The organism is Shewanella sp. YLB-07, from assembly GCF_009377275.1.
Genome location: NZ_VOQB01000006.1, coordinates 44,938 through 66,876 on the forward strand (window position 1 = coordinate 44,938; position 21,939 = coordinate 66,876).

The 21,939-nt window shown below is 40.9% G+C and carries 16 protein-coding genes and 3 pseudogenes; 13 read left to right on the forward strand and 6 right to left on the reverse strand.

The features are described from left to right. The first annotated feature begins 582 nt into the window (after positions 1 to 582). Together FS373_RS14400 and FS373_RS14405 are read left to right on the forward strand one after the other, a co-directional pair. Entirely contained in the window at positions 583 to 933 is a 351-nt protein-coding gene (locus FS373_RS14400) for a hypothetical protein (protein ID WP_152829700.1), read from the forward strand. Between the two features lie 256 nt (positions 934 to 1,189). Beyond that, positions 1,190 to 2,830 (forward strand): ATP-binding protein, encoded by a 1,641-nt coding sequence (locus tag FS373_RS14405; RefSeq protein ID WP_194165854.1) that lies wholly within the window; start codon positions 1,190 to 1,192, stop codon positions 2,828 to 2,830. Between the two features lie 26 nt (positions 2,831 to 2,856). On the opposite strand, the gene FS373_RS14410 is transcribed toward FS373_RS14405, so the two are convergent. Beyond that, positions 2,857 to 3,642, reverse strand: coding sequence for a substrate-binding periplasmic protein (locus tag FS373_RS14410; protein ID WP_152829702.1), 786 nt, complete (start codon positions 3,640 to 3,642; stop codon positions 2,857 to 2,859). Positions 3,643 to 4,257: 615 nt separating this feature from the next. Then, positions 4,258 to 4,500 (reverse strand): annotated as a pseudogene (locus FS373_RS14415) (IS4 family transposase); the annotation flags it as partial. A 149-nt stretch (positions 4,501 to 4,649) separates the two neighbouring features. On the opposite strand from FS373_RS14415, the gene FS373_RS14420 reads away from it, so the two are divergent. The 5 genes and pseudogenes from FS373_RS14420 to FS373_RS32020 all read left to right on the forward strand — a co-directional run. After that, positions 4,650 to 8,762 carry a DUF4157 domain-containing protein gene (locus tag FS373_RS14420; protein ID WP_227992787.1) on the forward strand — a complete coding sequence of 1,371 codons (4,113 nt, stop codon included), beginning with the start codon at positions 4,650 to 4,652 and terminating at the stop codon, positions 8,760 to 8,762. Positions 8,763 to 9,055: 293 nt separating this feature from the next. Next, positions 9,056 to 9,292 (forward strand): helix-turn-helix domain-containing protein, encoded by a 237-nt coding sequence (locus tag FS373_RS32015; protein WP_227992789.1) that lies wholly within the window; start codon positions 9,056 to 9,058, stop codon positions 9,290 to 9,292. A 160-nt stretch (positions 9,293 to 9,452) separates the two neighbouring features. Further along, on the forward strand, positions 9,453 to 9,608 hold the full coding sequence (locus FS373_RS31500) for a hypothetical protein (protein ID WP_194165855.1): 156 nt from the start codon (positions 9,453 to 9,455) through the stop codon (positions 9,606 to 9,608). A 47-nt stretch (positions 9,609 to 9,655) separates the two neighbouring features. Continuing rightward, positions 9,656 to 9,886, forward strand: a complete 231-nt coding sequence (locus FS373_RS14430) for a hypothetical protein (protein WP_152829703.1) — start codon at positions 9,656 to 9,658, stop codon at positions 9,884 to 9,886. Between the two features lie 460 nt (positions 9,887 to 10,346). Then, positions 10,347 to 10,483 (forward strand): annotated as a pseudogene (locus tag FS373_RS32020) (antitoxin); the annotation flags it as partial. Positions 10,484 to 10,711: 228 nt separating this feature from the next. On the opposite strand, the gene FS373_RS14440 reads toward FS373_RS32020, so the two are convergent. Then, positions 10,712 to 11,809: a hypothetical protein gene (locus FS373_RS14440; RefSeq protein ID WP_152829704.1), complete on the reverse strand. Its 1,098-nt coding sequence runs from the start codon at positions 11,807 to 11,809 to the stop codon at positions 10,712 to 10,714. Positions 11,810 to 12,532: 723 nt separating this feature from the next. Here FS373_RS14440 and FS373_RS14445 point away from each other — a divergent pair. Both FS373_RS14445 and FS373_RS14450 read left to right on the forward strand, forming a co-directional pair. After that, positions 12,533 to 16,321 (forward strand): RHS repeat protein, encoded by a 3,789-nt coding sequence (locus FS373_RS14445; RefSeq protein ID WP_152829705.1) that lies wholly within the window; start codon positions 12,533 to 12,535, stop codon positions 16,319 to 16,321. Between the two features lie 4 nt (positions 16,322 to 16,325). Further along, on the forward strand, positions 16,326 to 17,624 hold the full coding sequence (locus FS373_RS14450; protein ID WP_152829706.1) for an RHS repeat-associated core domain-containing protein: 1,299 nt from the start codon (positions 16,326 to 16,328) through the stop codon (positions 17,622 to 17,624). An 896-nt stretch (positions 17,625 to 18,520) separates the two neighbouring features. Here the strand turns inward: FS373_RS14450 and vapC are convergent. After that, on the reverse strand, positions 18,521 to 18,919 hold the full coding sequence (vapC, locus tag FS373_RS14455; RefSeq protein WP_152829707.1) for a type II toxin-antitoxin system tRNA(fMet)-specific endonuclease VapC: 399 nt from the start codon (positions 18,917 to 18,919) through the stop codon (positions 18,521 to 18,523). Further along, positions 18,920 to 19,153, reverse strand: coding sequence for a type II toxin-antitoxin system VapB family antitoxin (vapB, locus tag FS373_RS14460; protein WP_152829708.1), 234 nt, complete (start codon positions 19,151 to 19,153; stop codon positions 18,920 to 18,922). It abuts the gene before it with no gap. A 239-nt stretch (positions 19,154 to 19,392) separates the two neighbouring features. On the opposite strand from vapB, the gene FS373_RS14465 reads away from it, so the two are divergent. Together FS373_RS14465 and FS373_RS14470 are read left to right on the forward strand one after the other, a co-directional pair. After that, entirely contained in the window at positions 19,393 to 19,647 is a 255-nt protein-coding gene (locus FS373_RS14465; protein WP_152829709.1) for a type II toxin-antitoxin system Phd/YefM family antitoxin, read from the forward strand. Next, positions 19,637 to 19,921, forward strand: a complete 285-nt coding sequence (locus FS373_RS14470) for a type II toxin-antitoxin system RelE family toxin (RefSeq protein WP_152829710.1) — start codon at positions 19,637 to 19,639, stop codon at positions 19,919 to 19,921. The genes FS373_RS14465 and FS373_RS14470 overlap by 11 nt, the downstream gene beginning before the upstream one ends. Here FS373_RS14470 and FS373_RS14475 read toward each other — a convergent pair. Next, positions 19,918 to 20,488, reverse strand: a pseudogene (locus FS373_RS14475) (IS6 family transposase). The gene FS373_RS14470 and the pseudogene FS373_RS14475 sit on opposite strands and share 4 nt — an antisense overlap. A 26-nt stretch (positions 20,489 to 20,514) precedes the next feature. On the opposite strand from FS373_RS14475, the gene FS373_RS31505 reads away from it, so the two are divergent. Then, positions 20,515 to 20,658 carry a hypothetical protein gene (locus FS373_RS31505; protein ID WP_185977028.1) on the forward strand — a complete coding sequence of 48 codons (144 nt, stop codon included), beginning with the start codon at positions 20,515 to 20,517 and terminating at the stop codon, positions 20,656 to 20,658. Positions 20,659 to 20,927: 269 nt separating this feature from the next. Then, entirely contained in the window at positions 20,928 to 21,113 is a 186-nt protein-coding gene (locus tag FS373_RS14480; protein WP_144046436.1) for a hypothetical protein, read from the forward strand. The last annotated feature ends 826 nt before the right edge of the window (positions 21,114 to 21,939 follow it).

Below are 21,939 nucleotides of genomic sequence, written 5' to 3' on the forward strand. Positions count from 1 at the left end.
AACGTTTATGTAAAGCCAAGATCGCCAGTTACCTTGAGTAACCGTGAAATCACGCTTCTTTAAAGCATAGCAGTGCGCTGTCGCCACTTTGTTGTAATTGGAGGCGGCGGGGCTCGAACCCGTGTCCAAAAAGCCTACAATGCTGGATTTAGTGCCAAGACCCTCACGCGACGATTGACTTATATTCGAAAAATAAAAGCCGCGTTGGCCACCCTCAATTAGTCTACATACTCCTTCCCAAAAACGTGATTTCAAACGCCAATCTGAAGGCTATCTGTTCATACTAAGCAAAAAAAATCGCCTAAATTGTAATATGAGCCATCAGTCATTGTATGGTTAATTTTACGTCGAGAAGAGGACCACCCCCCACGCAGAAATGACAAGTCATTTCAATGGCTGCTTGTGTGGTTAACTTGCTGATTTATAGTTAGTTAAAGGTTAAGGTGATCAGTAAGTAAATTTGTCAAAACTTGTTTGGAATTTCGCTAAAAGCGTACTGCACGTGTATTGCTCGATTCTCATTGTTATTTTGGCGGTGCAATACACCTGTATTGGACGTTTGAGTGAAGGGAGTGTCTTGTGATGGCTAGAAATAAAGTGATCCAGGTGGCTTGTGCCCCTGAGTTGTATTCAAACGTGGTGGATTACAAAAAAAGCAAAAATCTGACCAGTGATGCGGAGGCAATGAGGGAGTTAACGTTGTTTGCGTTGCGCCTTTTAGCGCACTCAGATAATGATGATGGGCTATCAACGCGTGAGTTAATGGAGACCATTCTTATTTACGTGGTGAAGAACCAGTACACCTCAAGCCTGGTTCATTATCAGACTTTCAATGAGGGAGGCGTTGATTTGAATAAGGCGAGTGCCAAGCATAAAGAAGTGATCGAAAAAGCTGAGTATAAGATTTCGCAAATATTGAATGGAGATAAATAGGGCACAGTTGAGGGCTCTGTTGCAAAGATCGTCGATTCAGCTAAGCTCCTTTTTGTTTTAGGCCTGCTATCTCATGAAACTTAAGTATCGACAATTTTCCTACGACATTATTATTTGTGCTGTACGTTCTGATTAGTAACCAACAGTTACAATCATAGTCACAGCCACACACTTGTTAAGTTTCTTTCTAAGTCATCTATGGCTATATTTCAGTGATGGACTAAGCAATGGTCAAGCTCAGAAAAATATGATAGCTATGTCATTCTTTCAAAATAATTTACGGTTCCAGATAATATTCCCACTTTCGCTTATTATGGCGATTATGTTAGCGGTGCTTAGTTTTTCTATTCCAATGGTGGTTGAAAGAAATGCTGAGCAACATGCATTACACACAGCACTTAACTCATTAAAACAACTGAAATTATTACGTGTTTATTACACAAAAAATATTGTTGAGAAAGTGCAAGCGTATGTCGTATTAGCACCGGTGATTAAGCACTTAGATGAGACTGATAAAATCCCTCTGCCAGCAACCATGATTCACGATTTAAGCCAGCTGTTTGATGAACATGGCAGTAAATTGAACTTATACAGCCCTTACCCTTTTCCTAACCGTCAACATATCGTACTTGACCCTTTTCAACAAAAAGCGTGGTTGGAACTCAATGAAAATCCAAGCAAAATAATTAGTGTCGTCAATAAAGAAAATGATCATACGGTATTAAGAGTCGCGATTTCTGATCAAATGCAAGTTCAAACTTGTGTTGATTGTCATAATAATCACCCACTAACGCCTAAATCAGACTGGAAATTAGGTGATGTGCGCGGCGTATTAGAGATGAGCATAGATATTTCGTCTCAACTAGCCCTAGCAAATACGTTAAGTTTGTGGATAATTTCATGCATACTCATTGCGTGTACATTACTGGTTATCATCTTTTATTTTTTAACGGGAAAAATAACTGAACAAGTCAGTAATATCTCCCAAGGAATGATTGATCTTGGTAAAGGCAATTATGAGACAGAAATACCTCAATACTCTATCACCTTAGAAGCACATCAAATGTACACGGCATTTCAACTATTTAAAACTGCATTATTAGAACGTCAAGAACTTGAAAAAAAACAACAATTACAAATATTTGAAACAGAAAAAGTTAACTCATTGGGCAGAATGGTGGCCAGCATTGCTCATGATGTGAATACCCCCATAGGTATTAGTGTTACCGCAACCAGCTTTTTGCAAGATGAAATTGAAATATTAGCCAAGAAATTTGCCTCTGGGGAGTTAAATGAGGAGGATTTTGACTTTTTTTTAGAATCAAGTCGTAGTTCAATAACGATTTTAACTAGAAACTTATCTTCAGCGGCAGATCTTATTCGCAGTTTTAAACAAGTATCAGTCGATCAAATGAGTGAACAAGTGCGAGAGGTATTGCTATCTGAATACTTCAAAGAAGTGATTCACAGCATGTTACCTAAAACTAAAAGAGCACAAGTAACGGTTGATTTAGACTGTATTGAAGGGCGCTCGTGCTTTATTTATCCGGGCTTCCTATCTCAGGTGATAACTAACTTGATAGCCAACTCCATTATCCACGGCTTTGCAGAGCAAAATAATGGTACAATTACGCTTGCTGTATCAGCTCAAGAGAATGAAGTAAGCATACAATATAGTGATGATGGCATTGGTATTGCTGATGATATTCTACCAAAGGTGATGGAGCCCTTTTTCACCACGAAAAGAGATGAAGGAGGCAGTGGGCTAGGATTCAGCATTATTCATAATATCGTCACTCAAAAGCTGAATGGCCATATCAAGCTCACCAGTGGTGTCGGTAAGGGACTAACGGTGGATATTTCTTTTCCCATTTTGAAGCAAGCAGCAAGCAGCTAATAGCTTTGATGGCTCTGTTGCGAAGATTACTCTTTCGGGGCGTACTTCTCAATAATCCCATCGATAACGCCACTACTATTTAGCTTACCTATCGCATTATTAAGCTCGGCTAAAGTGATTGGGGCCTTATTTGACAGTACACCATGAATATTGTGCTCACTTATCACCAAGGGGCTTAAAGTAATCGCGCTGTCTTGCTGCCTAGCAAGTTCGAACATCACTAATGTTCTTGAGCCTATAAAACCATCTACACGTTTGAGCTGTAATCTGGCGATATTCGATGGCATCTCCCTTGCATCTGAGCGGTAAATCTGCTTCTGCTCAAAATATTGGGTTAAGGTCGGATAAATAAAGCCCCGTATTGTGCCGATCACTTTTCCGAAGAGTTCCTCTACTTCCTCTATGACTTTGGGAGACTCTTTCAAAACCCATAATCTATCTTGCTCAACAAAAAGTGGCAGACTCCAGCCATAAGCTTCATTGGGTGTTAGCCACTTAGGGTTCGAGATCGGTGTAAAATGAACCTCGCCACTGGTCAAGTATCGCTCTACTCTTTTTTGTGGTGTTTCAATGTAAGTAACATCGATATCAAGTTCATCAGCAATTTCATCAGAGATGTCTTTAATTATGCCAGCAACCAACTGATTACTTTCGGTTATTGCGTAGGGCTCAGCGTTATGAGAGCCATAGGTCACAATTAATGTGGGTTTTGATACCTCTTCTGCGATGGCGGCTTTTAGCAAAAATACCGACAAACAACAGATAGATAAAGCAGCAACAGCCATCCAAGAAAACATACTGTACTTAACCATATTAAACTCCAAAGCTTGGAAAAGTTTCAACACTTAGCTAAGTATGGCTCTGTTGCACAGATTGATCCTACAGTATCTATGTTGATGAATGTGGTCTCAAAACTTATAACTTATGAGACTTTTCTCTGGCAGAGTAAAAATAAGTATCAAAAGTCTTGGTTTTGCAGTTTTGAAACTGTAGAGATATCACTATCGATATTTGAGACTGACTTGAGTTAGAAATGGCCGGGTTTCTACAAACCAACAAAAGCTAGATTTACAAATTCAAACGTTAAAAAGACGGGCTTCTAGCAAAGGGAGCGTTGCGTGATCAACGTTAACACCACGTTCAGTTAGTCACTCTTCGATATCGTGATAAATCAGCTTAATAAGCAACATACCATCGAACGGCCATCAGGATAGTGGCTGAAGGAAACTGTTTTTTCGAAGCTTAAAAGCATAGGAGGAATTCACATATCAAATAAAAAGCCAGCTTAGCATCACTGCAGGACTTGCCTATGTATGGTCTGCTTATCTAGTTATGTGAAGAGCATTCCTGAACTTTCAAGATACGACTGAGCCATTTAAGGCATAAAACCACTAAGCTGGGTCTATGCTTGGGGGATCCCCACGAATTTAATAGCATGCCTGTGGATCCCTAATTAAGTCTTGCAGTGTCTTAATGGCAGTTCTCCAGTGAGATTTTAGCAGCTTCAAACGCCTATCCTTGTATGCCCTTAATTCAATAAATTGGTTTGAGAGTACGTTACGGTGCTTTATTGAATTAGCTTGGTATTGCCAGTGTTTGTCGGCTGCTTTGACGGCTAAACTTAACAAATACAGTATGAATTGAGATAGGCTGGCTATGAGTCGTAATACCACTATATTGACGACGAAACTCTTTAGCTGAAGTTATCTAAGCATCAGGTGAAATGGAAAAGTCATTATTTGAACATTTATCGACGACCTGATAGGTTGAGTTAATCATAAAGTTAAATCACAAGCGATGACCAAACAGGGAATGTTTGATGAGTAAAGTGCACGCCGATAAAAATCAAAATAACACTCAAGTTAATGCTAGTTTCACCCCTCACAGTCCAAAACCAACTCTTTCGAGAGCGGTGATTAGTGATGGGCGTCCCGTGTCCCCAGCACAAATGGTATTACAAGATATCGCGAAGCTTGGTGAGGCCACACAATTCAATGCAGAGCTGTATGCCAGTAGCTCACCAGAGATGCCGTTTGATAATCGTCCCAATGGCTTGCCTACGCAGTTACGTGGTGGAATAGAGGCTCTGTCAGGTTTAGATATGGGGGATGTTACGGTTCATAAAGGATCCAGTAAACCCGCTCAATTAAATGCTCATGCCTATGCTCAAGGTAGTCAGATACATCTAGCTTCAGGTCAGGAGAAGCACTTACCCCATGAAGCTTGGCATGTTGTTCAGCAAAAGCAGGGGCGTGTAAAGCCTACCATTGAGCGCAATGGACTTGCTATTAATAATGACCAATCTCTTGAGGCTGAAGCTGATAAAATGGGCAACAAAGCGTTAAGCTTTCAAGGTGTTTCTGATAGAACGCTACTGCTTACCGCCCCAGAAAGTCATGCCAGCGCACAAGCTAAGATGGAAACAATTCAGCTTGCGATGGCAAGCGATCTGATGATGAGTTCTCTATGGAATTTCTTTAAATCCCACTCGATTAATAGCGTGCTAAAGGCAGGCGACATCTATGTGCTCAATAAGATCCAATCCATCGATAATATGGAGAAAATCTATGAAGCGATGACCAACCTTCAGGCGCTACTGACAAACTTACTCAACATCTGGGATCTAGTGCCTGCTCCTGTACGCACCATTTTACTCTACCTCGCAGGTAAGGCTTTAGGGGCCCATGCAGCAAATCGCAGGGAGGCTTTGGTAGTAGGCTTAGATCAAGATCCGTCTGAAAGCACTATCGCTTGGATTGTTAAAGCACTTGGGTTAGCTATTACAGCTTATACCAGTCCTGTGAGCTCAGCATTTGGTTTTGCCAAGTATATGCTGGGTTATGGCGAGAAAAAGGAGCAAGCTGGGGTAAAGTCAGTACCACAAACAGATGATCAGGATGTGGCTAATATCGATCTAAAGCTCATTGGACTCGATGTAAAAAAGCTCAAGTTACAGAAGCAGCAGGAGCCGCAAGGGGAGTCGCCGGTTAAACCGGAGGAAAAAGGAGGACTGCATGCGAGCTTTGCTCTGTGGATCGATATGTTTGGCCGTAAATCCACAGTGGGTGACAGTGGCAACCTGAAGATGATCCTGCCTTGGGATGGTCCCTCTATTGTGCATCTAAATGAGGATTTAACCATCATTAATGGTATGGAAATCCCTCCAATTTTACGCCTTAAACAGTTTCAGCTTAATGAGCTACTGCTTGAGGGTAAGTCACTTAAAACATTGAAGATGAGTATAGCGCAGTTAGGTGTGGCCGATGATCACTTTATAATAGAAGAGCTAGGAGGTAAATACTCCGGTGGCTCTGTTGCCTTTGAATCTAGCCTTATTAAGATTCAAGTGTTTAATTGGAGCGCTGAGGCAAGTAAAGCTGAGTTAGCATTTGCTACCGATAATAGTTTTAAGTCGGCATCCCTCTCCGGATTTAAAGAGTCATCTGGGATGTTTAAAGTTGAAAGTGCCAGCATAGATAAAGATCAAGCCAGTATCGAAAAAGCGGCCATCACCCTCCCAGAGTCGACCGGTATAGATCTAAGAGCAGAGGCGAGCTTGCAGCGTAAAGCGGGTAAGACTACTGGTAAAGGTCAACTTACCTCAAACAGGATTGAGCTATTTGGTAACAAGGTCGTGCTGGACAATGTGACTGGAGCAATGGTGATCAATAATGATGGCTGGGGCGTCAATGCCAGCGCTCAGCTTAACATGAGCTTGCCACATCTCGATTCGGCGCAAGGTAAGTTTGATGTTAGCTACCAACATTTGGCATCGGGTAAAGGCAGTTTCGACCTTAGTCTAAAAGAGGGGCGTTTTGAGTCAGACTTTGATGCATTTTCTCTGAGTGCATCTGAGATGGAATATACTCATCAGACGGGTACGTTCACGGTCAAGAAAGCCACTGTTAAGATAAAAGCTATTGATACCACTGCCGAGGTATCCGGTGTCGAGATCAGTCAGGGAGGGCTCAGCTTTACAAAAGCCCAAGTGGCATATAAAGGCACGATATCACCCTTTAGTGGCTTTGAATTAGAAAACCCTAACTTTGCCATTATAAAGAGCGGTAAGGGGTATTTGCTATCAGCTAGTGCAGGGTTATCGCTCTCCTCAAGTGCGATGAATGTGGCATGTAAAGCGGAAGCGATCACGCTGACCTTTGCTAAAGGGGATTATAGTGGCGAGTTACAAAAGCTAGAGGTAACAAGTAGTGCCTTTGCATTAGCCATGGCGAGTGTGAAGGCTAACAAGCAGGGGCTTGAGATTGGCAGTGCTTCAATAACCTTAGGGTCGTCGAGAGATGAGGTGAGTGATAGTCAAGTTGCTGCTGTGACACATTCAAGCAGTGGTTTATTTGACTTCCTACCTTTTGCCAAAGCACTTAAGTTCTCGGTAACAGGCGTTAGTGTGACCCAGTCAGGGCTTAAAATTACCGGCTTTAAGCCTGAAATTCCCCCAATAGACTTTAATGCTTTTGGCATTAAAGGCGGAGTTGATTTCGACACCTATAGTGCATACTTAAATGGAGATAAATCTTTTCAGCTCACTGATTACTTAAGCCCATCGCTAACAGAGGTGAGTGTTACTGTTCCCGTTTTCCCTATGCTAAGTGCTGGCGCATTTATTAGAGTTAATGCGGGTATCGGTTTTTCAGCAGCACTAGATGGCAAGCATGATGAGAATATGTGGCAGATATCGGGTAAAGGGGGACTTAAAGGGGAGGCAAGCGTCGAGGCAGGTGTTAAAGCGGTTGCTGGAACACCTTTAGTCGCTGCTTTAGAGGCGAGTTTTTCGGCTGAAGGAAAGGCGGCTGTTGATGCTAATGCTAACATCAGTGGAGGAGCATACTTTGATAAAGATTCGAAGACGTTTAAACAACATCCCAAGAAACCTTTTGGGCTGGATTATGACTGCAGTGCGTCGGTCACCGCATCGGTCAATTTTAAGCTCAAGGGCAAGGCGCTGATGTTTTATGAGAAAACGATTTATCAATATCAGTTTGGCCAGTGGAAGTTAGGTGAGTATCAGATGCAGGGTCAGCTTGGCAGTACTGATGGTCAGTTAACCATGGGTGAGCCTGATAAGCTGGGAATGAAGGGCGATACGTTGTCAGTTCCGAGTAAAACTCATAAAGATGATAAGGTCACAGAACTGCTTGAGTCCGATGAATATATTTATGGTGGCGGTGAGCCTCGGCTTATATCACTTAATGAGAAGCAGGCTCAGGTTATCACTCACTTGAACTTACTTGCAGAGCAGTATCGCTCAGCTAATGCAGCGATAAACGGGATAGAGTCGAAATATATCGCGCTTATCACTTATAAGGATACTCTCTACCGATTAGAGATGTCTCAAATGAGTGAAACTGACACTAATGATGCTCTGCAGCAGTTTAACCACAAATGGAATATTGAAACTCTGCTGGAGTCCTACAGGGAGAATCAAGATAAGCTGGTTAAGGTTGATATGGATATCGTGAAGTTTAGAGAGATACTCGCCGAAAACGATAAACTGGTCGCAGTCAATCTTGATGAGGGGGGGAGTAAGCCACTCGCTAAAGTTGACCTGGTTAATCAACAGAGTCAAAAACTTAAGGTGCCTAAACTCGATAGTTTTATCGAAAACTTTAGCTCGGCTAGTGATAGACTCGGGCCGATAGTTGCCAAAAAGAGCCAGAGTCAGCTGGCCATAGATAGAATAATGCCTCTCGACAGCTTCGTTCAAATTAGTACCACTAAGGGGCGGGTGTTCACCAATCCACGCAATAGAATTAAGCAAGTTGATAGGGCATTGATACAGTTCCATAAAGAGAAAAACCAAATTCATCTTGAAACATTAAAAGCAGTAATTTTACATTATTTAGAGGAGCCAGATTCTAGCCGAACCACAGCGGTTAGTGCGTTGTTAGAGCAAGTGAAGGCAGCAGTAGATTAGCTAAAAGTGGGCTCTTTGTCCCTTTTGTTGTTACTTTAAATCGCTTTCAGGCCAGCTCTGTCGCAAAGATTGTTCCTAGTCCGAAAGTGCTCCGGTGATCTGGTTGATTATTAATAGTTTACCAGTATATTGGTAATTAGACGGATCTCTTCTGCTATTCCTTGGCCGAATGCCTGTACCGGATCGGGTTTCGTTTCAAGCCTAGCTTTGTCGATAACACCTTAACAATGGCTGTTGAATCCGTCCCTGCGCAATGCTAAATAAATGAAAAAACAATTTAATAGGCCAATATAATGACTATTAAACCGATTAAGACAGAAAGTGATAACCAAGCAACTTTAGTGCGTATAGAGCAGCTTTGGGAGGCACAACCTGATACACCGGAAGGTGACGAACTTGAAGTTCTTGTTACGTTAGCACAGGCGTTTGAGGATGTTAATTACCTCATTAATGCGCCTAATCCGGTTGAATCTATCCGCTTTAGAATGGATCAAGCAGGGCAGAGGATGCAGAACTGGTACCGTTTTTAGGGCAAGGTAGCCGTGTCAGTGAAATACTGAGTTGCAAAAGACGCCTTAGCATAGGGATGATTATAAATCTTAATAAAGAGCTGAAAATCCCATTAGAAAGTTTGATCCGTGATTATCAATTGGCTCGATAAGAAACTGACTTTGGTCATTTAGGAGAAGTATGGAACCCCCAGTGGTTTTAGTTAAAACTTGGCTAGTGCTTGTGCGGTCAAATGAAGATCAAGAAATTAAAGAGCATGCGTTGCAATTGCTTAAAGATAAAATTGGTGACCATAAAGCGATATCGATATTTATGAGAAAACATGGTTTAAGTTAAATTTTGTTTACAGTAAATAGCTTTAAGTAATGAAGGAGTAAAACTGTATGGACTATAAAAAAGTTACTGAAAATGATTACTTGAAGCTAAAAGATGCACGTAAAAATAAGGAGTCTGCTTACAGAGCCTATATCAAACTTGTGGATGAAATTGAAAAAGCAATCTCTGATAGCGATAGGGCAATGCTGCTTGAAGAACTTAATGAAGCATTTCTAATCAAGAGAGATGCCTACGAAGAAGAACATAAACTTTTTTTGGCTCTCTACGTTACAAAATAAGATCTAAGCATGAAAAATATCTATGGTTATTACATGTAATAACCGGGGTTATGGCGATAATTATTGCAATATTACGCAATGAAAACATTGCTAATTCCGCACCTGTTTTTGTTGCTCTATCAGTTTCAGCCTTATTGGGTTTAGTCATAATCCAAGCAACAACCAAAAGTAATAACGGATAGGATATAACTGATATGGATACCAAGAAAGAGCCTGTTTATAGCACTCATTGCACGAAGTGCGACAACGGTAAGTATTACTATGAGGATGAACGCGTCCCAGAATCTTGCCCCGTATGTGGAGAGCATAAAGAGTTCTCTATTTTACACCGAGAAGGCCTCGAAAGCTGATATAGGATATTATGACGACCCCAAAAGACTGCTTAAGAGGTCTTTTTGTTTGACTGTGTATTGTAAAAGACCGACAATAAGTACTATTAAGTAGTCACAAGGTTTTAGTCATGCAAACAATTAGACCGATATTAGCTGATAATTCTTCTAGCATAAGTGGTTGAAAAAAAATCCAATGGCGGTTGTAGAGCAAGGTGATGGTTTTCCTGTTGCTGTATTAAATCGTAACCAACCAGTCTTTTACTGTTAAGAAAGTGTGGATGGCCTATGCCTGACTGCAAAGGGGGCTGCTGGCCCAACTGGTGATAAAGGAGAGCGAGCTGGAAAAGACGGAGGCTTAGGTGCAAAATGATTGTACCAATAACGAAAGGCGACTCCATCTATAAGTTGAATTGAGAGGTACTGTGAAGATTCTAAAGCCGTGGCCAGTTTTACTTGACCACAACACAACGCCCTCTTAAGTACCTACGAATGATTATCTTATAAGCACGCTAAGCCCAGCCCTGACAAAGTTAAACCTAGTCTTACCTCCATAAGTGTCATATACATCAATATAGCGATGAAAGTAAGTTGAGCCGTTTTTAGGATTTAGAGAGACTGCATATTTATAATTAAAAATATAATTAGTAAGAAATACTACCGAATTAGCGGTACTGGTAACATCATTTACTGTGTAGTTAGCATAAGCCTTACTACCATCCTTCCAGATTTTAGCGTAAACAAGACTCTTCGCAGTCGTGCCTGTATTCGGCTCAAACACAAAGAGTGTTGACTGGCTTTTTCTAACCGTAAAATTATAGGAAGGACTACCAAAAATCATTTTTGCGTTCGGCGGTGTTCTCCCACTTCGTTCATAGGCGCCGTTGTAGTCAACATAAGCAATTTGTGCATTACCTCGTGGTGTAAACTTTCTAAACCAAGCTTCATCGCCAAAGCTATTATTAATTTTCTCATGCAAGGTCAGATCCCAGCTAGCAACATCTAATACCCTCTTTGGTAGTGAGGTTATTTTCACATGAGAGTCATTGGTTTTACCATCACATGTACTCTTAAAGCTCCCACTTTTTGTGGTCAATTCAACACAAACATCCGTATAACCTACTTCTGTGTTTGTCGTTAAATACTTGTATGAAAGAACAGCATAATCTTTAGGCATCACACTTCGCTCATCCCTCTCCTTTGAATTGGGTATTATATCATTCCAAAATTCTTGGTTTTTACTATCGGCTATATTCCACCCCGACAAATCCTGTCCCGTATACAATTCTTTTATAGCAATACTTTTAACTGAATCATTTGAATCCAACTGATAAAAAACCTTTAATTCGGCTTGCATATTACCATTGGCGTAAATTTGTGTAACAGCAGTACCATTCCCAGCCATTATTCGTAAGTCTTTGATACTAGAAGTTGGTGGTCCAGCAAAAACGGTGGATGAAAATAGAAAAAGACAACTATACGAGATAGTATGCGTTACCTTTTTACTTAGTTTTAAATATTCACTAAACCTGAGGGTAATCGGAGTAAGTATTACTACTAGTGTGTTATCCGGTAGGTTATTAATAGCTTTCATATAAAGTTCCTCTTGAATATACAAATAAAGCGATACATTCTTAATGACTAAATGATAATCACCCCCGATACAAGAAAACAATTGTATCGGGAGTGTAAGCGGCCATTAATACGGGCTTACAGTCAGTAGTAAAGGAATACGGATTTTGATTAACAATCACTTTGGCATAGGTTTATACCTATTAACACCATGTGGTGTCTTGTGAGAAATAAATTAACACTGGAACATCAATACCATAGGTGTGAAAAACACCCATTCACATCAGACTTCTTAATCTCCTATATTAATCGATTGCGTTACTACTGATGGCTTCTCGTGAATAAAAGCCGACAGGAAAATAAATTAGATGTAAACCGTGTTAATCTTAAATTAATGGTGGTGAATCACAGTGGTTATAATTATTTATAATTAATTACATGCCTTATCCATCTACATTAGATATAGATATCCCAAGCTGGTGAAACAAAGAACATAATTTATTGAGTAAAATAAATGTGTGAATTAAAATTTTTTTAAGCAGTTTAAAAATCCAAACATTAGTTATATTACATCAATAGAGAGTGTCAGGACTCTGTGTCATCGCTCGTTAGATACGTGATCATTTTAAATGGGCTTGCATAGAGTTAAATCATGAATTGATTCGGTTCAGCTTCGTTGAGTATAGATGGTACCAAATGCGACTAATAATCAATTTATTTATAACCTTTATTTATAAGGATAATTATGTCCAACATCACAAGCAATGCTTTCAATTTCTCCGAGTTCATTTCATCTGGCGTAGACCCCAGAACGGGCACATATTCTTTCTCTATTAATTTGGGAGTGTTTTTATCCCACAAAACATCAGGACCCGAATTTTCTTTAACACTGAATTATAGTGCTTCTGGCACGACTGATTCGGGTTTTGGTCGTGGATGGGGGCTTGCTCTTAGCCGATTTAACAAATCAATGAATATATTATCATTGTCCACAGGGCAGAGTTTTCAGATCGTATGGAATTCTGAAAAAAATGAATATGACATGCCTTACCGTAAAATAAAGGACATGCGAATATTCTATCTTGATGCTACTAGGGAACTAAAAGTGGTGTACAAAGGTGGCCGCCAGGATTACATCGACTATGAAGATGGAACATTGAGCAGATCGATATCACCGCAAGGACTTGCGATTCAATTTGAATACGGCTATTTCAATAATGAATCCGTGTTATGGCGTATCTATGATGATGCTGGGCGTGAATTAATTATCGACTGGTGGACAAATAAATGGCAAAGCGTACTTGAGCACCGCTTCGATAATCATATTTACCAGCGGGTGTTATTCGATAAAATTGGAGGGGGAAGCGATATTCGCTTGTCTTCCATTACATTGCCAGAGCATACTTCGCACATTGATATTGAATATCGTTACGTACAGAGTAATGGTTTCGATTTAATAGAGAGAGTAACACATGCATCGGGTATGATTGAGGAAATGACTTATCTCGATAATGGCCATTCGTTACCAAACGGAGCACCGCTTTCAACAGTCCCTTATGTTACCGAGTATCGAAACTCACCGGGTAAAAACCAGCCAGCGCTATTCATAACTTACTCGTATTCAGATACTAACTATCTAGGATTTGCGAGTGATAGAGCTTGGGTATTTGGTGAGGACACCTTATTTAAAGCACATCAGAAGTATCAATACACCAGTACAGAAATAATCAATGGAAGCCAGTCGATATTACGCGTCTATAATAAGTACCATTTACTTGATCGTGCTGAATACAGAAAAGAGGGCAATCTGTACCTAAAGGAAGAGAACGAATACTTTGCGAATTTAGATATTGGCATTGAATACCAGCCAGCGACGTACAGTTTCGTCAAAGAGCACAAAAACATCTATTACCAAGATGGAGCCTCAAAAGCATACACCATTAGTTATAATTACGATGACTATGGCAACCAGACCTACATCAAGCAGGTGGATGGCACTGAAATTATTCGCGCTTTCTACCCTGCATTCGGAGAGGGGGATAACTGCCCCGCAGAGCCTAATGCTATGGTTGCGTTGTTAAAGCGAGAATCGTTTCTTCCCGCCTGTACGACTCATGGGGAAACACCGCGTCATGTAGATATGACTTATATGTCATTGCCAACGCTTAATCACAGCAACGAATATTTTGTCGTACTTAAACGTCAAATTTCTCAAGACAACAGCGTGCAGTTAGACTATTACAGGCACAGGGATAACCGCTATGAATACGGTCGCCTTTATACACAATCCACGACAGTTAATGGGCAAACGAGCTCAATTTCCTATCGCTATGATTTTGCAGGCAGCAGATTAACAACGACCCAAGGGATTATCGCGCATGACGGCCTAACTGCCAGCACATCAGATACCATTACCTGTTTAGATGGGCAAAGTATTGAGTATGTCAATGCTGAAAACATTAAAATGGTGTCGACCTATGATGACATCGGTCGTAAATTAACCAGCACCGTGGCACCCGAGACTGAGTATGTGGCAAGCGTTAAGTATCACTACGAGGTTGGCAGCGGTATAAATGCATTAACCACAACGGATGCCAAGGGGAATCGACAGGTTCAACACTTTAATAACGCGGGTAAAAACATTAAGGCCCAGCAAACAGACAAAAATGGTGTATTGAGAAATATCAGTGAACATCATTATGATGCATTTGGGCTTTTCGTCACGCAGACAGACATAGATTGGTTAGGCGATACACCATTATCGTTAACAACTGGCTATAAGTATGACGATCATGGCAACATCAACAAAGTGACTCACCCAGACGGCAGAGTCGAGTCAATCATTCAAAACCGAGTCACACTGACAACAAATTATGACATCGTCGGCTTATTAAAAGAGGTCACGGTTTATAATGAGTCCGGATTGGAAATATCAAAAGAAACCTTAGATGCTGACAATAATCAACTCGCTAAGACCTCCTATCATTATGATGGTTATGCCAATTTATTAGAGACAGCTGATACCAATAATCACCTTACCAAACAAGGTTATGACAGTAATGACAGAGTGATAATAGTTGACAGGGAAATTGATAACCAAACTGTCACGCAAACGCTTCAATATGCTAATTTTAGCACTGACGAACTCCCCACAGACATCAAGATGAATGACATTAGCTTAGGCCAACGTCAGTACGATGGTTTCTCTCGAATGGTGCAAGAAGAGTCTGGAACCATGATGAGGAGATTCCATTATACAGGCCCATCTATGATGCCATCGGAACAAGAGACCCCTCATGGCGACACGGTAACATTTGACCACAATAAGTACCTGCAAGTGCCACTTTCAATGAACATCACCGGGAGCTCAGATTTAGCCAGTATCTATGGTTATGACAAGGTCACAGGCAGTCTAAAACAGACACTCAATCAAAGTGGCCTGCAAGGTTTTGATTATAATCGGCTTGGCCAACTGGTATCAGAGTCGGTACAGCTCAATGATGGTACCGAACGTACCGCATATTATGATTACTCTTTGATGGGCTTATTACTGTCGAAAGAAGATTATTTTGGTCATGTGACCGTATACCGTTACGACCGCTACTCACGCTTAGAGACAGTTGTTTCTACAGAAAGTGGACAATCCACCACCACAAATTTGAGTTATGACGACTATAGCCGACCCAGACAGTATGATACCAGCAATGGCGACGATACCGTTTCTATTACCTTAGTCCTCAATGCTATGGGGATGGAAGCCCGCCGCATTGTCACCGTCAATGGCGTCGAGGAATTTTCCATTACGCAAACCTTTAATACTGACTTACAAATCAAGGAAAAAATATACCAAGAAGGGACAGAGATCACCACTGAAATCATGACTTATGATGAGCTGCACCGATTAGACGCCTATACATGCTCAGGGCCTAATGCTCCGCAAGATGAATATGGCCATGTTATCACTGCGCAAAGTTTTCAATATGATGTATATGGCAACATCACTCAAGCCAACAGTACCTTTATCAATGGCGCAAGCAATACCTCTATTTTTACCTATGCCGTTGATAATCCCGTGCAACTGAAAAGCATGACAAATACTCATGAAAGTTACACCGCCAGCGTCAGTTTTGATTACGATGCTGCAGGTAATTTACTTAGTGATGAGCAAGGCAGAGAGTACCAATATAATAGCCTGGACCAAATGGAAACAGTCAGTCAGGACGGGCAGACGCTGTCACAATACCATTATGATGCGATCGGCCAAGTGGTGTCACAAACAAATGATGAAAACCTCATTTACCTTTATTACCAGGGAAAGCAATTAGCTAATGAGTTCTCAGAAGCTGTGCATACCTGTTATCAGCGCGTAGGCGGTGCGGCGGTGAGCCGTACCGTCAATGCTCAAGGTAACGCACAACACCAGTTTTTAATTCCAAACGCTCAAGGCAGTATTCTCACCACCTTAGCTGAGACGGAAACCAGCGATGCACGCACTAAGCAAACACGTCAATATACCCCATATGGGGAGGGATAAAGTGATGAAAAAAATACTAATAGCCTCTCAACATACTTCATTTCCACAGCTTTCGATAGATGCATCGCGCAGACGCTTTCTGAAACACTCATCGGTACTCATGGCGGCGTCTCCTCTGGCAGGCCTCTCGCCTCTGGTGGCAAGTGCAGCAGGACAAGTTGTGAACCCAAGTGCTGCAAAAAGTGCATTGGCAACAAATACCTTAGGGTTTAACGGTGAGCGGAAGGATCCGGTCACTGGCTGTTACCACCTCGGCAACGGTTATCGGATGTACAATCCGCGCCTGATGCGCTTCCATGCCACCGACAGCATGAGTCCGTTTGGTCAAGGCGGGATCAACTCCTATGCCTATTGTTTGGGGGATCCGATAAACCTGAAAGATCCCAGTGGCCATTTCGTGCTATTGAGTTTATTGATTGGGGCCATCGTGGGCGCCATCGTGGGTGCGACTATATCCGCGGCGGCGGAAGGCGTTCGAGCTGCTACAACGGGAACCCACTTCGATTGGAAACAGGTGGCAATTGGCGCCGCCTTGGGCTTTATTAGTGGCGGCTTTGGCGCTGCTGCAGTAGGGGCGAAAACCGGTGTTCAGGTGGGCTTAGCGGTGGCGGATGCCGTGGTATCGGGGGCTGCAGATTTTGGTGTAAATGTCGCTTCAGGTATTGACACCAAACAAGCTGGGATCAATGCCGGTGTGGGGGCTATTATTGGTCTGGCCACTTTTGGCCTTGGTAGAGGAATAAGTAAAGCGGGTCAGTCTTTATCGGCAGTCAACCACCGTATTGCTAATGTGATGACTGGAGGTTTATCAGGTGACAGCAAAAACTTAGCTGGTGTCACTGTATGGAGGGCTGATGGCAGATCTCCTGCAACCATCAGAAAATCTGGGGGGTTTTATAACAGAAGTGGTAAGAATCATACCGAAGTAGTGGCAGATTTTAAGACTAAATTTAGTCAATCTCCTATCTCGCATGCGACTGAACATGTCAGTTCACCCAATGCCAATTATGTTTCTACAGGCAGAGATATTGAGTGCGGTGGCTTCAATCGCCAATATCGATATGAAATATTTATTCCAGATTTAAAGATTAACCCGATTAATGCAAGCACAATGGAAGTATCTGGGTTATCGATTAAAAATAATGCACTCGCTCCCAAGTTAATGCTAGATGGTAACAGTTTAAGTACGTCAAATAACATTGCAATGCGTCAAAGGTTGCATGAGATCACCTTCATCTCTCCCATTCCAAGCCATTATATCAAAAAATATCAGCAAGGCGGTGGCGCTTGGATAAATTTTTAATATAAAGAACATTCTTAATACTATCATTACTGGCCATATTCACCTTTCAGTTGCCGCGTTAAGGTTGACTCATTATGAGAGGAAGTCGGGATAGGTGTAATGTCAGAATATTCACTGTTTTTAAAATGACTCTATGTCTTTAGTTATATAGGCTATAAGAGTTTTTGGTTTATAATTTATTCTACTCTCTAATTTGTTATAACAGTAAGGGGATATTGTACAACAGAACGAAAAAAGATGATAAGGCTCTCCGCCTAGTGTTTCATCTCACTAGACGGAGGGCCACAATTTAACTCTATTCTCGATTTTACAGGCTCATTGATTCTCATAAACCCACCTTGAAACTAAAAACTTATTTAAGTCATAGCCAATAAGTATTGATAACCTTTTGAATGACTATGCTAATTGACTACGCAAAGGATCTCAACTAAAGACCAGAAACTTAATTTATAAATTAATCAAATTTGTTGTGAAAAATTAATTGTAAGGCCACGACACTAATATCTCCAACCATAAAACTAAATCAACAGTTTAAACTAAATCATAGAAAACATTCCAAGATAAACGTTCTTAAAAAGAAACGCCAAGGATACAAAAAGCACATGATAGCAGCATGGAATAGAGCTACATTAGCAGGGCAACCGCATGAGTTAATAGAGCGTTATTGGTAACAAATAATTAACCTTAGCAATTCGTAAAACCGCTAAACCTGTATTATTTTTAAACACCGTTTTGTAGGTTTTGATTTTCGCTATAGCCGAAGTTAGTCAATATTTACAAAATAGATGATTGAAACCAACATCAAGTCAACTCGTGCGGTCGCCCTGGGGAAGGGAAGCAGGAATTCCACACTAGCAGTCAAAGTCGGAAAGCGACTCATGCAAACATCTGTAATGTTAAATCCAGTTTTCGACCCGCAAACCCTCTACGCGAACAAACTCTTTTTTGTTGTTTGTCACTATGATCAAAGCCTCACTTCTAGCATGACCCGCAATGTGGAGATCATTTACACCAATCGGTGTCCCTTTCCGTTCTAAATCCGCTCGAACATCCCCATAATGAAAGGCGGCCTTATCTCCGTAATCCAAAACATCAAGGCGTGAAACGAAGTCTTCTACGACCCGTAAATTATGCTCTGACTTTGCGCTTTTCGACGCTCCGTGTAAAAGCTCAGCTAACGTGATAGAACTTATACATAGTTGCCCTACATGAAGATTAAAAGCCTCCATTGCTTCCAAAGGCTTTCTCTTGATGACATAAATACAAATGTTGGTATCAAGCATATATTTAAGCATTTAGAACGATTCCCTATCCGCTTGCTCCTGACTTGCGCGTTCGGTCATGAAATCATCTGTCACGGAAGTTTGAGACAGAAAAAAACTGTCCCATGTATTTTCAATGGGTGAAAGTATCCGCTCTTTACCTACCACTCTAACGTAAACCTTTTTAATACCTTCAGGGAAACGACTATCAACTGGCAAACGTACTGCTTGGGTTCGGTTGTTAATAAAAACTGATGCTACATTCATAATTTTACTCCTACAAATAACTCTATACATCCAGTATATAGCGCTACACGTATAGAGCAACTGTATATAGCACCCTATGTGACTGAACAAATATCACAAAACAAACGGAAAGCCGCATTCTAACAGGTCATATAGGAAACAATGACGCCCCAAAAGACTGCTTAAGAGGTCTTTTTATTTGACTTTGCATTGTAAGAGACCGACAATAAGTACTATTAAGTAGTTACGAGATTTTAGTCATGCAAACAATTAGACCGATATTAGCTGATAATTCTACTAGCATAAGTGAGTTGAAAAAAAATCCAATGGCGGTTGTAGAGCAAGGTGATGGTTTTCCTGTTGCTGTATTAAATCGTAACCAACCAGTTTTTTACTGTGTTCCTGCTGATGCTTATGAAGTATTAATGGATAAGCTTGAAGATATTGAATTGGCATCATTAGTTAAAGAACGCCAAAACCAACCAGAAATAGAGGTTAATATAAATGACCTTTAAGCTTGTTTTTAAACAAGACGCTAAAAAAGAGTGGGATAAATTAGACTCTACTATTAAGTCTCAATTTAAGAAAAAACTTATAGAGAGGCTAGAAAACCCTCGTGTTGATTCTTCTCGGTTAAGCGGCATGAAAGATTGCTATAAAATCAAATTGCGAAGTGCTGGTTATAGGTTAGTTTATCAAGTACGTGATAGTGAAGTTTTAGTCTCTGTTGTTGCTGTAGGTAAATGTGATCGTAATCAGGTTTATAAAATAGCAATAAAGCGAACTTAACAGTATAGGATACTGTTTTTTGGCGAAGCGTAAGGCCATAGGAAAAATTCACATACCACATAAAAAGCCAACTTAGCATCCTCCATTTGACCTTTTCGAAGCATTTGCCATAACTCGACACCGGCTATCGTGGCTTCAGCCCCTGCCATCGATTTGAATCCAAGGCGGTACGCATCTTCCACTTCACCGCTCGGTGACTCTGCTCTACGATATTATTGAGGTATTTCACTTGAAGCACTTCGATAATATAAGCGGCCATACCAGCGAACCAAAGTTGCCAATTCAAGTTATCCAGGGCCGCGCTGTTACTGCCACTTTTATCAATGACTACTTTCTCTGGTAAGCCATGCTGCCCGACAGCGTTGTTAAAGAAGTCTCTTGCTGCAGCTTCATTCCGCTTTTCACTCAACATGAAATCGATAGTATCACCGTATTTATCGACGGCTCGGTACAGGTAAAACCAACTACCTTTAATTTTGATATACGTTTCATCCATTCACCACGAGCCAGTCACTCTTCGATATCGCGGTAACTCAACTTATAAGCAATATACCATCGAACGGCCATCAGGATTGTGGCTGAAGGAAACTTGAATGGCTCGGGAAATAGCAATAACAGAGCATGATGACGGGTCGGCAACTATTCAATTTAAGCCTGATTTTATCGAATATAATTTTGATAGTTGTAACGATGCTCTGGCAGCTCTTAGCATGCTGCCAGAGACTGAAACCAAATAGAGGAAACTGAGTCATGAATGTGAAAGTAACCGAGAATAAGTACAATGAAGTATTAGATAACAAGATATTCTCAAGCTCAGACAGTGTAAATGTTATCCAATGTACAGAACCGAATTGCTCACAGCCACTGGTGTGGGTTGAATTTAACGAGCCTCAATTCAGCTGCACCGGAAAATAAAGGGCACCACTATTAAGTGTACCAGGCTTTTTACTGTCAAAAAGCTAAGTTCTGCTAAAGGAGAATAGAGGAAACATGAGCAGTGAGAGGTATGAAAAAAGACTTAGTTAATGACTTTATCGATCAGAAAAGACGTTTAGGGTCCTTACCCGATGGTGCGACAATTCAGCAGCATGTAGAGCGTGAACAGCAAGTATTAAAGTTGGCTGAAAAGTTACTAATTGCACACCCAGAATTGCTTGAGCCTGATGGTTGTGGCCTGCCGTCACATACCTAAACCAAACTTGCAGGGTTTAATGATTTAGATATGAACAATCAGCTCAAAGTTCGGTTAAATAAACTGGACAGATTGAGTACGTCTTTTCAAAAAGATGAATGAAGGAAACTGAACACATGGCAGTGATAACAAAGAAAAATGAGAAAATATCTAGTGTAGTTATTGAGTTAGGTGCTTCTTATACAACAGAAAATTTTGTGGTGTAATTTAAAGAAATATTCCCTAAAGGTTGGGGTCAAGTAGGGCGTGAATATGCAAAGTATGAAAGGAAGACTAAACCAGATAAAACACATCCAATGTCTGAGCCTGTCCAGTATCTAATTAACGCTTTCAGTGTTTGACAAAAATCTAACTTAGGTAAATGAGACATGTATTTCCTAATGCACTATGCATAACCCGCCAAGTTTTTTCACTACCCATTGTCAGCAGGTAAGTCCTGTTTTGAACTATGTTCACTCTCTAACAAAAACGTACATAGAAAACGGTAAAGTTCATACTTTTGAATTGAGTTCAAATAGTCACTTAAGTAGCGATGGCGATTGGATGGTTGAATGTCCAAGGTCCGCACTGGAACAACTCAGAAAGCAAGATATTCATCCATTTAAAACAAAGAAAGAAGCAAAAGACTTTGCAGTATTAAAACAGCTTCGTTCTTACTGTTACTTGAAGGTTTAGACCGCTAAATGAGGAACAGATCACGATTAATACTCTCCCGTATTGTGCTGTTACGACTCGTTCGGTTAAATAAGAGCACATCCAAGCCCAGCAAGATCACAATGGTGAAGTCATTCAAAATGGCTCTGTCGCACAGATCGTCGTTTCAACT

What these genes read in the sequence shown, in the direction of transcription:
- FS373_RS14400 (WP_152829700.1), top strand. Translation starts at nt 583, where the DNA reads ATGGCTAGAAATAAAGTGATCCAGGTGGCTTGTGCCCCTGAGTTGTAT.
- FS373_RS14405 (WP_194165854.1), top strand. Translation starts at nt 1,190, where the DNA reads ATGTCATTCTTTCAAAATAATTTACGGTTCCAGATAATATTCCCACTT.
- FS373_RS14410 (WP_152829702.1), bottom strand. Translation starts at nt 3,642, where the DNA reads ATGGTTAAGTACAGTATGTTTTCTTGGATGGCTGTTGCTGCTTTATCT.
- FS373_RS14420 (WP_227992787.1), top strand. Translation starts at nt 4,650, where the DNA reads ATGAGTAAAGTGCACGCCGATAAAAATCAAAATAACACTCAAGTTAAT.
- FS373_RS32015 (WP_227992789.1), top strand. Translation starts at nt 9,056, where the DNA reads ATGACTATTAAACCGATTAAGACAGAAAGTGATAACCAAGCAACTTTA.
- FS373_RS31500 (WP_194165855.1), top strand. Translation starts at nt 9,453, where the DNA reads ATGGAACCCCCAGTGGTTTTAGTTAAAACTTGGCTAGTGCTTGTGCGG.
- FS373_RS14430 (WP_152829703.1), top strand. Translation starts at nt 9,656, where the DNA reads ATGGACTATAAAAAAGTTACTGAAAATGATTACTTGAAGCTAAAAGAT.
- FS373_RS14440 (WP_152829704.1), bottom strand. Translation starts at nt 11,809, where the DNA reads ATGAAAGCTATTAATAACCTACCGGATAACACACTAGTAGTAATACTT.
- FS373_RS14445 (WP_152829705.1), top strand. Translation starts at nt 12,533, where the DNA reads ATGTCCAACATCACAAGCAATGCTTTCAATTTCTCCGAGTTCATTTCA.
- FS373_RS14450 (WP_152829706.1), top strand. Translation starts at nt 16,326, where the DNA reads ATGAAAAAAATACTAATAGCCTCTCAACATACTTCATTTCCACAGCTT.
- vapC (WP_152829707.1), bottom strand. Translation starts at nt 18,919, where the DNA reads ATGCTTAAATATATGCTTGATACCAACATTTGTATTTATGTCATCAAG.
- vapB (WP_152829708.1), bottom strand. Translation starts at nt 19,153, where the DNA reads ATGAATGTAGCATCAGTTTTTATTAACAACCGAACCCAAGCAGTACGT.
- FS373_RS14465 (WP_152829709.1), top strand. Translation starts at nt 19,393, where the DNA reads ATGCAAACAATTAGACCGATATTAGCTGATAATTCTACTAGCATAAGT.
- FS373_RS14470 (WP_152829710.1), top strand. Translation starts at nt 19,637, where the DNA reads ATGACCTTTAAGCTTGTTTTTAAACAAGACGCTAAAAAAGAGTGGGAT.
- FS373_RS31505 (WP_185977028.1), top strand. Translation starts at nt 20,515, where the DNA reads ATGGCTCGGGAAATAGCAATAACAGAGCATGATGACGGGTCGGCAACT.
- FS373_RS14480 (WP_144046436.1), top strand. Translation starts at nt 20,928, where the DNA reads ATGAAAAAAGACTTAGTTAATGACTTTATCGATCAGAAAAGACGTTTA.